The organism is Flavobacterium humi, assembly GCF_004745595.1.
Classification (GTDB): Bacteria; Bacteroidota; Bacteroidia; order Flavobacteriales; family Flavobacteriaceae; genus Flavobacterium; species Flavobacterium humi.
The window spans coordinates 468,953-483,870 of the sequence record NZ_SRLH01000001.1 but is presented as its reverse complement, the minus strand read 5'-3'; the positions used below and the strand labels follow the sequence as shown (position 1 = coordinate 483,870).

11 protein-coding genes and 3 tRNA genes are annotated in these 14,918 nt (G+C 39.4%); 6 read left to right on the top strand and 8 right to left on the bottom strand.

Translation table 11 applies throughout. The annotated features are described in order from the left end of the window. Positions 1-132: 132 nt before the first annotated feature. Positions 133-1,308, bottom strand: coding sequence for an acetyl-CoA C-acyltransferase (locus E4635_RS02075; RefSeq protein ID WP_135524948.1), 1,176 nt, complete (start codon positions 1,306-1,308; stop codon positions 133-135). Positions 1,309-1,566: 258 nt separating this feature from the next. Here E4635_RS02075 and E4635_RS02070 point away from each other — a divergent pair. From E4635_RS02070 to E4635_RS02050, 5 genes are all read left to right on the top strand, one after another. Beyond that, a tRNA-Ser gene (locus tag E4635_RS02070) sits at positions 1,567-1,650 on the top strand. A gap of 12 nt (positions 1,651-1,662) precedes the next feature. Then, positions 1,663-1,737: transfer RNA gene (locus E4635_RS02065), tRNA-Pro, on the top strand. Between the two features lie 15 nt (positions 1,738-1,752). Beyond that, positions 1,753-1,826: transfer RNA gene (locus E4635_RS02060), tRNA-Arg, on the top strand. A gap of 433 nt (positions 1,827-2,259) precedes the next feature. Next, the gene (locus tag E4635_RS02055; protein WP_135524947.1) at positions 2,260-2,895 is read left to right on the top strand and encodes a DJ-1/PfpI family protein; all 636 of its coding nucleotides are present in this window, start codon (positions 2,260-2,262) and stop codon (positions 2,893-2,895) included. A 234-nt stretch (positions 2,896-3,129) separates the two neighbouring features. Next, a complete protein-coding gene (locus E4635_RS02050) occupies positions 3,130-3,720 on the top strand; it encodes a M15 family metallopeptidase (RefSeq protein ID WP_135525125.1) in 591 nt (196 codons plus the stop codon). On the opposite strand, the gene E4635_RS02045 is transcribed toward E4635_RS02050, so the two are convergent. The 7 genes from E4635_RS02045 to tsaD all read right to left on the bottom strand — a co-directional run bounded on the left by E4635_RS02045 (position 3,717) and on the right by tsaD (position 10,173). Continuing rightward, a complete protein-coding gene (locus E4635_RS02045; protein ID WP_135524946.1) occupies positions 3,717-4,289 on the bottom strand; it encodes a hypothetical protein in 573 nt (190 codons plus the stop codon). The two genes, E4635_RS02050 and E4635_RS02045, sit on opposite strands and share 4 nt — an antisense overlap. Positions 4,290-4,294: 5 nt before the next feature. Beyond that, complete coding sequence (locus tag E4635_RS02040; protein ID WP_135524945.1) at positions 4,295-5,473, bottom strand: THUMP-like domain-containing protein; 1,179 nt, start codon at positions 5,471-5,473, stop codon at positions 4,295-4,297. Positions 5,474-5,475: 2 nt separating this feature from the next. Then, complete coding sequence (locus tag E4635_RS02035; RefSeq protein ID WP_135524944.1) at positions 5,476-6,564, bottom strand: AI-2E family transporter; 1,089 nt, start codon at positions 6,562-6,564, stop codon at positions 5,476-5,478. 81 nt (positions 6,565-6,645) lie between these two features. After that, the gene (locus E4635_RS02030; protein ID WP_135524943.1) at positions 6,646-7,596 is read right to left on the bottom strand and encodes a zinc metalloprotease; all 951 of its coding nucleotides are present in this window, start codon (positions 7,594-7,596) and stop codon (positions 6,646-6,648) included. 168 nt (positions 7,597-7,764) lie between these two features. Continuing rightward, a complete protein-coding gene (locus E4635_RS02025; protein WP_135524942.1) occupies positions 7,765-8,403 on the bottom strand; it encodes a DUF4159 domain-containing protein in 639 nt (212 codons plus the stop codon). A 41-nt stretch (positions 8,404-8,444) separates the two neighbouring features. Continuing rightward, positions 8,445-9,149 carry a 16S rRNA (uracil(1498)-N(3))-methyltransferase gene (locus tag E4635_RS02020; protein WP_135524941.1) on the bottom strand — a complete coding sequence of 235 codons (705 nt, stop codon included), beginning with the start codon at positions 9,147-9,149 and terminating at the stop codon, positions 8,445-8,447. 1 nt (position 9,150) lies between these two features. Further along, positions 9,151-10,173: a tRNA (adenosine(37)-N6)-threonylcarbamoyltransferase complex transferase subunit TsaD gene (gene tsaD, locus E4635_RS02015; protein WP_135524940.1), complete on the bottom strand. Its 1,023-nt coding sequence runs from the start codon at positions 10,171-10,173 to the stop codon at positions 9,151-9,153. A gap of 195 nt (positions 10,174-10,368) precedes the next feature. Between tsaD and E4635_RS02010 the strand changes: the two genes are divergently transcribed. Continuing rightward, positions 10,369-14,835: a translocation/assembly module TamB domain-containing protein gene (locus E4635_RS02010; protein ID WP_246020640.1), complete on the top strand. Its 4,467-nt coding sequence runs from the start codon at positions 10,369-10,371 to the stop codon at positions 14,833-14,835. Positions 14,836-14,918 lie beyond the last annotated feature (83 nt).

Sequence of the window (14,918 nt, the reverse complement as noted above, 5' to 3'; positions counted from 1 at the left end):
AGTTACAATCCAAAATCCATCATTTTTGTTTTTATTTGAAGCTATTTCCTGCTTTTCGCTGCAATCTTTTTGTTTTTAAAGAAAAAACAAAAAGGATTTCCGCTTCAATCAGGGCTAGGTATTTTCTTAAAATTAGGCTCTTTCCACAACAATTGCCGAAGCGCCGCCACCACCATTACAGATAGCTGCCGCACCAATTTTAGCATTGTTTTGTTCCAGGACATTTATTAAAGTTACAATAATTCTGGCTCCTGAGCAACCCAGTGGATGTCCTAGGGAAACAGCGCCTCCATTTACGTTTACTTTACTGCCGTCCAGGCCTAAAATTTGGGTATTGGCCAAACCTACCACAGAGAAAGCTTCGTTAAATTCGAAGAAATCCACATCGGAAGTGGCAATACCGGCTTTTTTCAAGGCAATTGGCAATGCTTTTGCAGGAGCGGTTGTAAACCATTTTGGCTCCTGTGCGGCATCAGCATATCCTTTAATGTACGCAAGCGGCTTTAAGCCCATCGCTAAAGCTTTTTCTTCACTCATCAGGATCATCGCAGCAGCTCCGTCATTGATAGTAGATGCATTGGCAGCCGTAACCGTTCCATCTTTTGTAAATACAGCGTTTAAAGTTGGGATTTTGTCCAGTTTCACATTCGTGTATTCTTCATCTCTGGAAACCACGATAGGATCTCCTTTTCTTTGTGGGATAGAAACCGGAACGATTTCGTTGTCAAATTTACCTGCTTCCCATGCTTTTGCGGAACGCTCATACGATTGGATGGCAAAATTATCCTGGTCTTCCCTTGTAATATTATATTCGGTAGCACACATATCTGCGAATACTCCCATGGCGCTGTTATCGTAAACATCTGTCAGTCCGTCTTTTTGCATTCCGTCCACCATACTGGTTGGCCCGAATTTAACACCGTTTCTCAAATGTACATAATGTGGGATCATGCTCATGTTTTCCATTCCACCCGCTACTACAATCTCTGCATCTCCGCACATGATGGCTTGTGCGCCCATCATCACAGATTTCATTCCTGAAGCACAAACTTTATTCACAGTGGTACAAGCCACTTCATTGGAAAGACCTGCAAAAATAGCCGCCTGCCTGGCAGGAGCTTGTCCTACGCCAGCCTGAACTACGTTCCCCATGAATACTTCATTAACCAGAGCCGGATCCAGGTTTATCTTGTCAAGAGCTCCTTTAATGGCGATTGCGCCTAATTGCGGTGCAGGAACCGTTGATAAAGCTCCCATAAAACTTCCTATTGGTGTACGTACAGCCGATACGATAACAACTTTTTTCATTTTGAATGATTTTCTAAAATTATTTTTGCGAATTTACTAATTTTAGAGAGAATTCAAACGGATGGAATCACATTATTTAACCGTAATTTGAAATTAATTTATCATTTATTCAAAAAAAAATAATGCTGTATACTGTTGATTTTTAACACTTTTAAAAATTATATCAAAATTTACCTAAAAAAGAGGAAAAAAAAGTTGGTAATAAAGGTTTCATGCCCTACATTTGCAACCGCAAAAAAGGTTAAGTCTTTACGCAAAGGAGAGGTGCCAGAGTGGTAATGGAGCAGATTGCTAATCTGTCGACCGGTAACGGTCGCCAGGGTTCGAGTCCCTGTCTCTCCGCTTTTTTTGTCTCGGGGTGTAGCGTAGCCCGGTTATCGCGCCTGCTTTGGGAGCAGGAGGCCGCAGGTTCGAATCCTGCCACCCCGACAATAATGACATAATGGACGCATAGCTCAGCTGGATAGAGCACCTGCCTTCTAAGCAGGCGGTCGAAGGTTCGAATCCTTCTGCGTTCACGATTAAACCACTCTAACCGGGTGGTTTTTTTGTTTCTATAACTCCGGTATTTCTCTTTTGGCCTTTTTAAGATGTAATAATTGATCTTTGCAAAACAAAATTCTTCATTTTTTTGTTTACCTGTAATTCATATCATTGGTTGACTTTTTACAAAATGAAAGTTTGCTAAAAAATCAACTCATCCAATCAACTTCAGGACTTTATTTAATGCAATCTGACCGGAAGGCATACAACTTGTCTTGGTCCATATATTTCGAATCAGGTATAAAACCCGTAAAAATACCCTTGTTAATAAATCCCGCTTTTTATAAATTAGCTGTGTGCGCCATTTGCCAGAACCCATCATTCTACGACATTAAGTCTGCAATATGTGCATTTGAGAAAAATATAATATAAGGTAAAAAAGAATCTTTTAACTAAACTTCAAGTTATATGGAAAATAACGTAAACGTAGCTATCTTGATTTATCCAGGTGTAGAGGTAATAGATATGAATGGCCCAATTGATGTGTTCATAAAGACAAATCGTTATAACAATAATAAGTACAGGGTATTTACAGTTGCAGAATCGGCCGGGGTTATTGAAAGCGAACATTCGGCAGTTCGTATAATACCGGAATATACACTTAGCAATTGCCCCAAGCCGGATATTCTTGTGATTCCCGGGCAAATTATGCCGGAGGGAAGCCCAGAGCCCTACGGTAGCGGTTCAGATGAGTTGGTAACGTGGATAAAAAAGCAAGCGCAAAGTGAAGGGGCAACCATTATGTCGGTTTGTGTTGGGATCTATTTTCTAGTCAAGACAGGGTTGCTCAATACTAAAAAAGCGACAACACATTGGGCAGCACTCGAGGATATTCAAAAGCAATATCCCGATATTGATTTTATCAAAAATGTACGCTTTGTAGCGGATGGGAATATCGTATCTACTGGTGGCGTCACATCTGGTATTGACGGGGCATTGTATCTGGTGGACCAAATTGATGGAGCTGAAATCGCACAGCAGGTGGCAGATATAATGGTTTATAATAGGGAAGCGCCATTGCCGCCTAATACGATCCTGCCTTAAACGTTAATTGAAATTTTTCTTAACTTCAAATACATTCATAGTATTACGGATAAGGACAATTAGAGAGCCATTTAGGAGTGAACAGAAACGGGATGAAAATAAAAACGGTTATATTTTGTATCTTTCCTGAAATATAATCCCATTTCGATGAAATTGCAGTTTTTCATTTTACCCTTTTTAATCATCAACAGCGCTTTGGCTTTTAATTCCTTTCATTGGAATGCCAATAAAAAAATGATCCCGTTGCCGGATATAGCCCAGGATACCATTGAAGTAAATGATTCCGTATTTGTGAACCTGAAGGATTACAGTTCTGATTTTGTTTTGGATATGAAGTATGCCACCGAAGATAATTTCCTGAAAGCGAAGATTTACGATTGTGAGGCGTGCTATTTAAGGCTGAAAACTGTTAAATCATTACTGGAAGCCAACAAACATTTTAAAAGAAAGGGCTATCGTATAAAAATATTTGACTGTTACAGGCCTCTCGATGTACAAAAAAAAATGTGGGCTATTGTTCCCGATGCCAATTATGTTGCCAATCCTTCAAAGGGTTCCATACACAATAGGGGCGGAGCGGTTGATATAACATTGGTGGACGAGGACGGGAAAGAGCTGGATATGGGAACGCCTTTTGATTTTTTCGGACCGGAATCCAGTCATAGCAATACAAACCTGGAAAGGGAAATCCTTAAAAACAGGAAGCTGCTCAAAAAAATCATGCTCAAACATGATTTCGAAGCTCTGGATTCCGAATGGTGGCATTACAACCTAACAGGTTCCAGGAAAGAAAAACTGTCTAATTTTACCTGGAAATGTGACTAGTTTTCAATGCAAGGATAATTATTGATGAAGAAGTCCTCAGGTTCAAAAACTCCTTCCACTTTTTCCGCATGAAGTTCTTTTGGTAAAATATAATCGATTGATTCTGAGTCGTATTTTATACGCATCATGGTTACTGGAAATTTTTTAAAGTCCTGATAATCATCTTTCAGAAATAAAAAATAAGCATTTAATAAACGGTTGTTTAATTTTTCGGTATCATTGTAAACCAGGCTGCCGCATTCGTTTTCTGAAGAATTTGCCAAAGTGAATATCTTACCGTTAGACAGCTGAAAATAGATTCTTGAATTTTTGTCAATGCATTTTGGTGATATGAAATCGTTGCTTTTTTGGATAACCTGCAAATGCAACACCGGCATGCCGTCATTTGAAATTAAAGATAAAAAAATTAATTGGGCTGTATTCCCGAACACTTTTTCATACACCAGGCAGCTTTTTGTTTCTTTAAGCGTGCCTAAACTATCCGTTACATTCGTGGTATATTGACAAGGCTTTTGTCCGAAAACCAATGGCTGAAATGCTAAAAAAAGAAACAATACTAAAATTCTCATAAGGCTTAAATTTTGGCGCAAATTAAAACAATTTTATTGTTATTTGCATCTGTTGTAAAAAAAGTATACGTGTCCCCACCGTCTTTTATTTTGAATTTCTTCCGGATATTCTCAACCGTTTCCGGAAAATTCCTCGTGGTGATATTCGCTTTTTTTTCCTGAAGGTGCTCTTTCATGTTCTTTTTTGTGAATTCAAAGAAATGAGCCAATCTGAAAACCCTTCCCGGGAAATCCACAATCTGGTCCGAAGTGTACAAATGCGAATGCTGGTGCAGTTTTTCTAAAGCAAAAACGTTGGGAATCAAGTCAAAAGCTCCTGATTTAAGGATCGCGCTGTTGGGTTCGTAAATGTATTTTTTAGGAAGTGAATACGTGATGTTTTCAGGTTTTGAATGAAGTGTGAACTCAAATTTCTCTTCTCCGGATTTGCTGAAATGTATCGTTTTTACCGAAATTCCGCCTGTGTAACCTTGTTGGATTTCCCAAAGAAGTTCTTTCACTTCGTTATTCAGGGCTACAATATGTACAGTTTTTACGTTTTTTAGTTCCGTTAATCCAGCTGTAATGTCTAATATCGGTGCGGTTTTAATCAGTATGTTTTTTGAAAAAAGGAAATAATTTTCGAGATTTTCCGGAACATTCGGCAAGCAGTCCTGAAGCATGAAAACCTTTCCTTTTGCATCGCTTCGCCGGGAAGGATCAATATAGATCCAATCAAATTGACGGTTTAGCTTTTGTAATGTTTTCAAACTATCCCCTTGGATACAGGTAATGTTTCCGGCATCTAAAACATCGAAATTATGGCTGACAATTTCAGACAGCTCTGCCTTTAATTCGCAATGGACAACCTCTTTTACTTTTTTTGAAAAATAATAGTCGTCAACACCGAAACCTCCAGTCAGGTCAATCAGGCTTTCACCCGAAACAACAGAAGCTTTGTACTTGGCAGTTACTTCAGAAGAAGTCTGCTCAATGGAAATTTTGCCGGGGTACATTATTCCTTCCTGCGAAAACCAGGTAGGGAGTTTTTCCTGTGCTTTGCTTTTTGATGCAATCTGATTTAAAATCTCATTCCAGGGAATGTCAGGAAACGGGTTTTTAAGCAGTGCTGTTTTTGTAAAGTTGACTTTCAGGGAACTGTTTATAAAATCCTGGACATCAGTATTTAATATTTTAAAACTCAAAACTAAATATCTTTAGTTAATAACTGGACTATTTTATTTTCAGGCAGGAATTCTTTTCCTGCCACTTTCAGGACGGTATAGGCCGGGACCGCAAAAATCATCCCTACAATGCCAAACAAATACCCGCCAATGAGGATGATAAGAAAAATTTCCAGCGGATGCGATTTGACGCTGTTCGAAAAAATTATAGGCTGGCTGAAATTGTTGTCAATGAGCTGGACGACAAAGAAACCGATCATAACATAAAGGGTTGTGGGCAGGGTTTCCGAAACAAAATCCCCTCCGAGGTTGCCAATCATGGTTAAAACTACCGCCAGGCAAGTTCCAATAAGCGGACCGATATAAGGTATTATATTCAGTAGTCCGCATAAAAAAGCGATTATAAAAGCATTTTGCACCCCAAAAATCAGCAGGACAATCAGGTATAATAGGAATACGATGAACAATTGCAGCATAATACCGATAAAATAGCGGGATAACAAATGGTTGGTTTTGTCCAAAGAAGCTAAAATCTTGTCTTCATGTGCATCGGGCAAGATCCATTTGAAGACCGTATTGAATTTTTTCTTGTCTTTCAGCAAAAAGAATGTAATAAAAAAGACAGAAGCAATCCCAACCCCAACACTACTTAAGGTATTGACACAGGAATTTAAAAAACCGGATAGGAGGTTTATGCCTGCTTTGGAATTAATCCCCGATTTTTCAAACAATTGCTTCAGGTCAAAATCATGCAATCCTAAATAATCTGCTATTTTTATGCTCAAAGCACTGTAATCGGCTTCCATTTGAGCGGTATTGAGTAAAGAAAGGTTCTCTCCCTGAGAAATTAAGAGTGGAACAAACATCAAAACAAAACCGATAATAATAAGGAAGAACAGTGCTAAAGTCGTGATAGCGGCCAAAGTATCTTTAAATTTCAACCTGTGTTTAAGAAAACGGACTATCGGATTCCCTACCAATGAAAGCACTAAAGCAATGATTACATAAGCGATAGCGGCCCGGATCTGGAAAATAAAAAGCAAAACCAATGCTATCCCGGCCAATATCAAAACAGCCCTAACGATTCCGTTGGCAATTATTTTTGAAGTCATTTTTACGTATTTTAAAACGAATATAATAAAAAAACCCGCTGCTAGAGCGAGTTTTTCATTGTATCTTATTTTAAGGATTGCTTATCTGAAAGAAGCTCTTGAGCCACCTACAGCGAATACAGCATCCATTCTTGCTTTTTGTCCGTTAGAGAACATATACATACCTCTGTCATCTGTGTAATCCATGTAGTTCATGTACATTTCAAGCGGAGTTCCTGAACAAGTACTTCTGTGGCCAACAGCCGGAACACCGTAGTTAGCAGTATTATGAACAGGAGTATCAGATACCTGGTCGTTTCCGCACGTTGCATCTCCCCAGATGTGACGTAGGTTCATCCAGTGACCGATTTCGTGAGTAGCTGTTCTTCCTAAGTTGAAAGGATACGTAGCTGTTCCAGTGTTACCGAAGTATCTTGAATCGATAACAACACCATCAGTTGAAGAAGAACCTCCAGGGAATTGTGCGTAACCCAGGATTCCACCACCGATTGTACAAACCCATAGGTTCAATTTGGTAGTTGGAGAAACTGCTGCCATCCCGCCGCCAGACGTTTTTTTCATGGCATCGTTAGTTCCCCAAGAAGTTTTCGTTGTAGATTTTCGGATTACCTGATCTAGTACGAAATTAATTCCAACATTCGCTCTTACAGCTGAATAAGGATTGTTAGGTGTGTTATAATCAGAGTTCAGGGCATTGAAATCCTTGTTTAGAACATCAATCTGAGATTGGATTTGGGCCAAAGAGATATTTTCCGATGCAGTCTTGTATAATACGTTTACTACAACAGGAATTTCCATTTTACCGTTTACGATACGTCCTGACGCAATTGCATTGTTGGTAAAATCTTCAATTTCAGCCATTTTCTGTGCTAATCCAGGGTTTTCCTTAAGCTGTCTTTCTAACACTTCGTGGGAAGCGCAATAACGTCCGGCTGTAACTGCTCCAGTTTCTGATTGAACATCTGTAGTGTCATCTTTCTGGCATGAAAACATAAAGAATAACACGGAAACAGACAATAACATTTTTTTCATAATTTGTTTGGTTTGGTTAATAATTTATTAGTTTTTTATTTAATTGTTTGGCAATACTATAAAAATAATTATAATTGACAAAATTATTAACATAAAAAATTAACAAAACTGTGTAATGCACGTTTGTTAATAACTTGCTGAAAACAAATACAATACGAAAAGCGATGTTTAATTCTTGAAAATGTAGCTGATAATGTTCGCGCCCATCTTTAAGGCGTTTTCCCTAACATTTTGAGGGTCGTTGTGGACTTCTGGATTTTCCCAGCCGTCTCCTAAATCGCATTCATAGGTATAAAGCAATGCTAATTTATTGTTAATAAATATTCCAAAAGCCTGTGCTCTTTTTCCGTCGTGTTCATGGATTTTTGGTAATCCGTTCGGGAAAGAAAATGGTTTCTGGAAGATTTCATGGGAAGAAGGCAGTTCAACCAAATCATCATTAGGGAATAGTTTTTTGATTTCCTTACGGATATACTGATCCATTCCGTAATTATCGTCAATATGCAGGAAGCCTCCTGAATATAGGTAGTTCTGAAGGTTTTGCACTTCAAGGTCATTGAAAATCACATTTCCGTGGCCTGTCATATGGATAAAAGGGTAGGAGAAAATATCCGGGCTTCCGGGCGAAACCGTAACAGGTTTAGGGTTTATTTTGGTATTGATATTCTGATTGCAAAATCGGATCAAATTAGGCAAAGCAGTCGGATTGGCGTACCAGTCACCGCCTCCGGAATATTTTAAAAGCGCAATTTCCTGAGAGGAAGCGAATGTTGAAACAAGCAATAAAAGATATACTATTTTTCTCATTTTTAAGATCTTGTGTCTTTTATCTCAAGACTCGTTACGGGTTATTCATTGGCAAAAACGATACTGTGGCAAGCAACTACGGCAGCGGTTTCGGTCCGCAATCGGGTGTTCCCCAAAGATACCGGAATATAATTGTGGCTCAAGGCCAATTTGATTTCTTTTTCGGAAAAATCGCCTTCTGGGCCAATCAGTATGGTATAACGCTCTTCAGGCTTGATGATTTCTTTTAATAATTTCTTATCCGTTTCTTCACAATGGGCTATGCATAAAGTGCCCGGGTGCGCCTGAAGGATAAAATCTTTCAATAAAACAGGTTCGTTGAGTTTGGGTAAATAAAACTGCAAAGACTGTTTCATGGCCGATTGTATGATTTTATCAAAACGTTCCGTCTTAATGATTTTCCTTTCCGAATGATCGCAAATGACAGGTGTTATTTCATGGATCCCAATTTCGGTGGCTTTTTCCAGAAACCATTCAAAACGATCGTTCATTTTTGTTGGTGCGACAGCAAGGTGGAGATAAAAACCGGTAGGTTCGGCCGTATTGGTTTCTAGGATTTTTACAGTGCATTTCCTATCGGATGCTACAAAAATTTCAGTAGTGAAACAAACGCCCAGGCCATTGGTTACGTGTAATATATCGCCTTCCTTTTTACGCAATACTTTAACAATGTGTTTGCTTTCTTCCTTGTCAAAAGAAAATTCGGTGTTGCCGGGATGGATGTCGGGATTATAAAACAGCTGCATATTAAAATTCAATTCTTGCTTTGGATACTACTGAAGCATCGTTAAACTTGTTTTCCAAAAACTTATGATAGCCTACAATCCCAATCATGGCGGCATTATCAGTTGTGTATTCGAATTTTGGGATGAAAGTTTTCCAGCCGTATTTCTTTTCGCCTTCTTTTAAAGTCGCCCGGATTCCGGAATTGGCAGAAACGCCTCCGCCGATGGCAATCTGATGGATCCCTGTTTCAACCGCAGCGAGTTTGAGTTTGTCCATTAAGATCTGGATGATGGTATATTGTATCGAAGCGCAGATATCGTTAAGGTTTTCCGTAATGAAATCCGGGTTTTCCTTTACATTTTTCTGCACAAAATATAAAATCTGTGTTTTCAATCCGCTGAAACTAAAATTAAGCCCATCTACCTTTGGTTTTGTAAAAGAGAACGCTTTTGGATTTCCTAATTGGGCATATTTATCAATCAAAGGACCGCCTGGATAGGGCAATCCGAGTATTTTGGCACTTTTGTCGAAAGCCTCGCCAACGGCATCATCGGTAGTTTCGCCAATAATTTCCATCTCGAAGAAACTCTTCACTTTTACGATTTGTGTGTGCCCTCCGGAAATGGTCATGGCCAAAAACGGAAATTCAGGTTTGTCAAACCCTTCTTCATCAATAAAATGGGCCAAAATGTGAGCATGCATATGGTTGACGGCCATCAAAGGGATATCGAGTGACATCGCCATCGATTTGGCAAAGGAACTTCCCACCAAAAGAGAACCCATCAGGCCCGGGCCTTGCGTAAAGGCGATACCCGAAAGTTCGGATTTGTCGATATTGGCTTTTTTCAGTGCGATGTCAATGACCGGTACGATATTTTGCTGGTGCGCGCGTGAAGCCAATTCCGGCACAACTCCTCCATATTGTTCATGTATAGCCTGTTGCGCTACAATATTGGACAAAACTTTGCTGTCTTGTAATACTGCAGCGGCCGTATCATCGCATGAACTTTCAATAGCCAGAATAAAAATTGGTTTTTGTTGCATAAAAGGCACGGAATTTGCGTTATATTTGATAAACCGATTAAAAATATTTAATTTTACATCGAAGCCCAAAAATAAAGATTTTTTATCAAATGAAATCCTTTTAGGGCTTTTACCTTTTGGAAAGCATTATTCTTGGAACAAAATAAAAAAAATACACGTCTCAAAAAATTTAGAAAAATTACATTATATTTCCTTTTGGGACTCATTTTGTTATTGTTAGCGCTTGGTGTTACCCTTTCTTTACCTTCCGTCCAAACGAAAATCGCACAATATGTAACCGAGAAATTAAATGAGGATTACGGCACTGATATTTCCGTAGACAAAGCAACTTTTACGATATTCGGGGGCATCAAGTTAAAGAAAGTCCTGGTCAAGGACCATAAAAAAGATACGCTTTTCCATATCAACACGCTTCAGACAAGTATCCTTGATTTTAAGAAACTGATTGATGGTGACCTGCATTTCGGAGAAGTAAGGCTGCATGGGCTGGATTTTCATTTGTGGAATTATAAGGGAGAAAAAGAAAACAACCTTGATAAATTCATCAAGCTTTTTGATGACGGGAAAAAAAGCACTTCCAACAAAAAGTTTTTGCTTACGGCCAAGGACATCCATGTCATAAACGGCCATTTTATTTTAGTGGATGAAAATCTAAGCACCCCAAAAATCCTGGATATCAAGAGATTAAATGCAAACACGACCAATTTCAAGATTTTAGGCCCGGACGTGACAACCAAGATCGAGGAAATGTCCTTTGTAGACCATAGAGGCCTTGTTGTGGATAACCTTACGTCCAATTTCACGTATACCAAAAAGAATATCCTGCTGGAAAACCTGGATTTGAAAACACCTCAATCCAACCTGGAAGGATCTATCGCATTGCTTTACAAAAGAGAAGATTTTTCAGACTTCAACAATAAGGTTTTATTCAATGTAAACGTAAATAAGGCTTCGGTTTCCTCCAATGACCTGATTCTTTTTTATGGAGAATTCGGAAAGGACCAGAGGTTTAATTTTAGCGGGAAACTAGTCGGGACACTGAATGATTTCTCAACAAAAAAATTAAAACTGATAGACGATAACAGTTCTGAAATTATAGGCGATTTCAGGTTTAAGAACCTTTTTTCCAAAAAGAAAAACGATTTTTACATGAAAGGGGATTTTTCCAAGATTTCTTCTACCTATAGCAACCTTAATGCGATTTTGCCAAGGATTTTGGGCGAAAACCTGCCTACTACATTTAAAAAATTCGGAAGATTCACTATTTCAGGAACCACAGAAGTTACGTTGGCGACTATTAAAGCCGATATTTTCCTGCGGACGGCTTTGGGAAATGCCAAGTCCAACCTGAATATGACCAATATCAATAATATCGATAATGCTACATATGTGGGTAATGTGAAGCTCGAGAATTTTGACCTGGGCAAGTTTTTGAGCAGGACCGATATCGGTATCGTAAACCTGGATTTTGATGTTGATGGTAAAGGTTTTACGCAGAAATACTTAAGTACTCAGGTGAAAGGGAAAATACAAAGCCTTTATTACAACAATTACAATTATAAGGATATCGTGGTCGACGGAACCATGGATAACTCCATTTTCAAAGGCGAACTGAATGTCCATGACCCGAACCTCCAGATGGGATTTGACGGTGCGCTGGATCTGAATAATAAGGAAAACAAATACGATTTCCATGCCAATGTGGAATATGCGAACCTTAAGAGCCTGAAATTGTATACGGCCGATTCCATTTCGGTTTTCAGGGGCGATGTTTCGATGAAACTGGAAGGGAACAGTGTAGACAACCTTCATGGCGAAGTGTACATCAACCAGACTTCCTATGAGAATAACAAAGACACGTATTTCTTTGATGATTTCGTGATCAAGTCCACTTTTGATCAAAACAAGGTGAGGACAATCACTATCAATTCCCCGGATATTGTAGAAGGGAAAATCGAAGGGAAGTTCCAGTTCAAACAGCTCCCGAAATTAATCGAAAATTCCCTGGGAAGCTTGTATGCGAATTATTCTCCCAATAAAGTGAGCAAAGGGCAGTTCCTGAAATTTGATTTTAACGTTTACAGCAAATTGGTCGAAATATTTTTACCCGAAGTTTCCCTGGGCGAAAATACCTTTATGAAAGGGTCTATCAATTCAGACAGCAACGAGTTTAAATTCAACTTCAAATCTCCGAGCATAACAGCTTACGATAACTATTTTGACAATATCAATATCGATATAGACAACAAGAATCCATTGTATAACGCGTATATTGAAATGGACAGTATCAGGACGAAATACTATAAGATTTCAGACCTGAACCTGATCAACGTCACGGCGAATGATACTTTGTTTTTCAGGACGGAGTTCAAAGGAGGCAAACAAGGGAAAGATTATTACAACCTGAACTTGTACCATACCATCAATGAAGACAACAACAGTGTGGTGGGAATCAAGAAATCGGAGGTGAATTTTAAAGATTACTTGTGGTTTATCAATGAAAATGAGGCTAAAGACAACAAGATTGTTTTCAACAAAAAGCTGACTGATTTTTCTATCGAAAGGATTGCGATGTCCCACGAAAACCAGGTAATGGAACTAATGGGAGTTTTGCGGGATTCGACGTATAAAGACCTGAAACTTTCTTTCAAAGATGTCAATCTTGATAAAATAACACCTTCCATCGATAGTTTAAGGATTAAAGGGAAAGTAAACGGGCTGATTGACTTCAAACAAAACAAATCGGTTTACAAACCCTCATCGTCATTGGTAATTGATAGCTTGAAAGTGAATGATCTGGCGCTTGGAAAACTGGACATACAAGTGGAAGGCGATGATTCGTTCAAAAATTTCAATATCCATTCGGTGTTGCGCAATGAAGGAATGGAATCGTTTTCAGCCGAAGGTAATGTGGCCATCGAAGGGAAAAACACCAAACTGGACCTGGATTTAAGGCTGGACAGCTTTAATATGGCCGTATTCAGCCCGCTCGGAGGCGAGGTCATCAAAAACATCCGCGGGTTCGCCTCAGGATCGGCAAAGTTTGAAGGCGACCTGGAAAACCCTGATATAACGGGCCGGTTGTACCTCAATAAGGCAGGACTCAAAATTCCGTACCTGAACGTAGATTACAACATGGAAAACAATGCGGTGGTCGATTTGACGGAGCATCAGTTCTCCTTCAGGAATATTGATCTGATTGATTCAAAATACGGGACAAAAGGCGTATTGACAGGAGGGATCAGGCACAATAAATTTGCCAACTGGTTCCTGGACCTGAACCTTTCCTCCAGCAGGTTTTTGGCATTGGATACCAAAGATTCCGACGATGCGCTGTATTTTGGTACCGCTTTTATTGACGGGGATGCTTCCATAAAAGGGCCAATTAATGATTTGGTCATCAATGTAAATGCGAAATCAGGAAAAGGGACTTCGATAAAAATCCCTATCAGCGATACCGAATCTACTTCTGAAAAAGATTATATCCGGTTCAAATCTTCCAAAGACGTAGCGGTCAATGGTAAAAAAACAGCCAAAACCAAAAAATACAATGGTGTTGAACTTAAGTTTGAATTCGCCATTACCAAAGATGCTGAAATCGAAGTGCTTATCGACAGGAACGGTCATGCGCTTAAAGGTCGCGGAATGGGAGACCTGCTCATGGAAATCAATACGCTGGGCAAGTTCAAAATGTGGGGTGACTTCCAGGTATACGAAGGGGAATACAATTTCAAATACGGCGGTATCATAGACAAGAAATTTAAGGTTAAGCCCCTGGGATCCATTTCCTGGAGCGGAAACCCGATGGATGCGACCTTAAATATGGAAGCGGTTTATACGACAAAAGCCAATCCGTCGGTTTTATTGGATAATCCGTCCTTCAATAAAAAAGTGGATACCGAAGTAGTCATAAAATTAACGGATAAACTTACCAGCCCAACCCCGGAAATCTCCATCAATTTCCCAACTTTGGGTTCTGTGCAGAAATCGGAGCTGGATTATAAACTGAGTGATAACGATACAAGGCAGACACAGGCTATCGCATTGCTTTCCTCCGGGAGTTTCTTAAGCGACAAAGGAGTGGCGGAGAATGCCATAACCGGTAACCTTCTGGAAAAAGCCAACAGTTTGTTTGATGATATATTTTCCAGCCAGGACGATAAGTTCAAACTTTCTCCTTATTATGAGCAAAGCGACAGGCGAAGCCCGGAATTACAGGCAGACAGTGAAGTAGGAGTGACGCTTTCTACACAAATCAGTGATAAAATAACGATAAACGGTAAATTAGGAGTTCCGGTTGGCGGATTGAATGAATCGGTTATTGTGGGCGATGTGGAAGTCCAGTTAAGGCTTAATGAGGATGGTTCGCTCAAGGCCAGGGTTTTTAACCGCGAAAACGATATCAGTTATATTGGAGAAGGAGGAATCGGGTATACCCAAGGAGTCGGAGTATCGTATGAAGTAGATTTCAATACCTTCAAAGAACTCCTCAATAAGATATTTGCCTCACAGAAAATAAAAAAAGAGAAAGAAAAAGAATCTAAAAACGAAGTCCCGGATTCCGAATTGTTCCCCGACTTTATCCAGCCTACGGACCATCGCCAGAAAAAACCGGCCGAGAAACCAAAACCGCGGCAGGATGTGGCTCCTGATGCGAATTAAAGCGCTTTTTTAAATTACCATGGTCAAAATGCTTATATCATAAGTATTTGTTATAATTTAACATTTGACCGCTTTAAAATCGC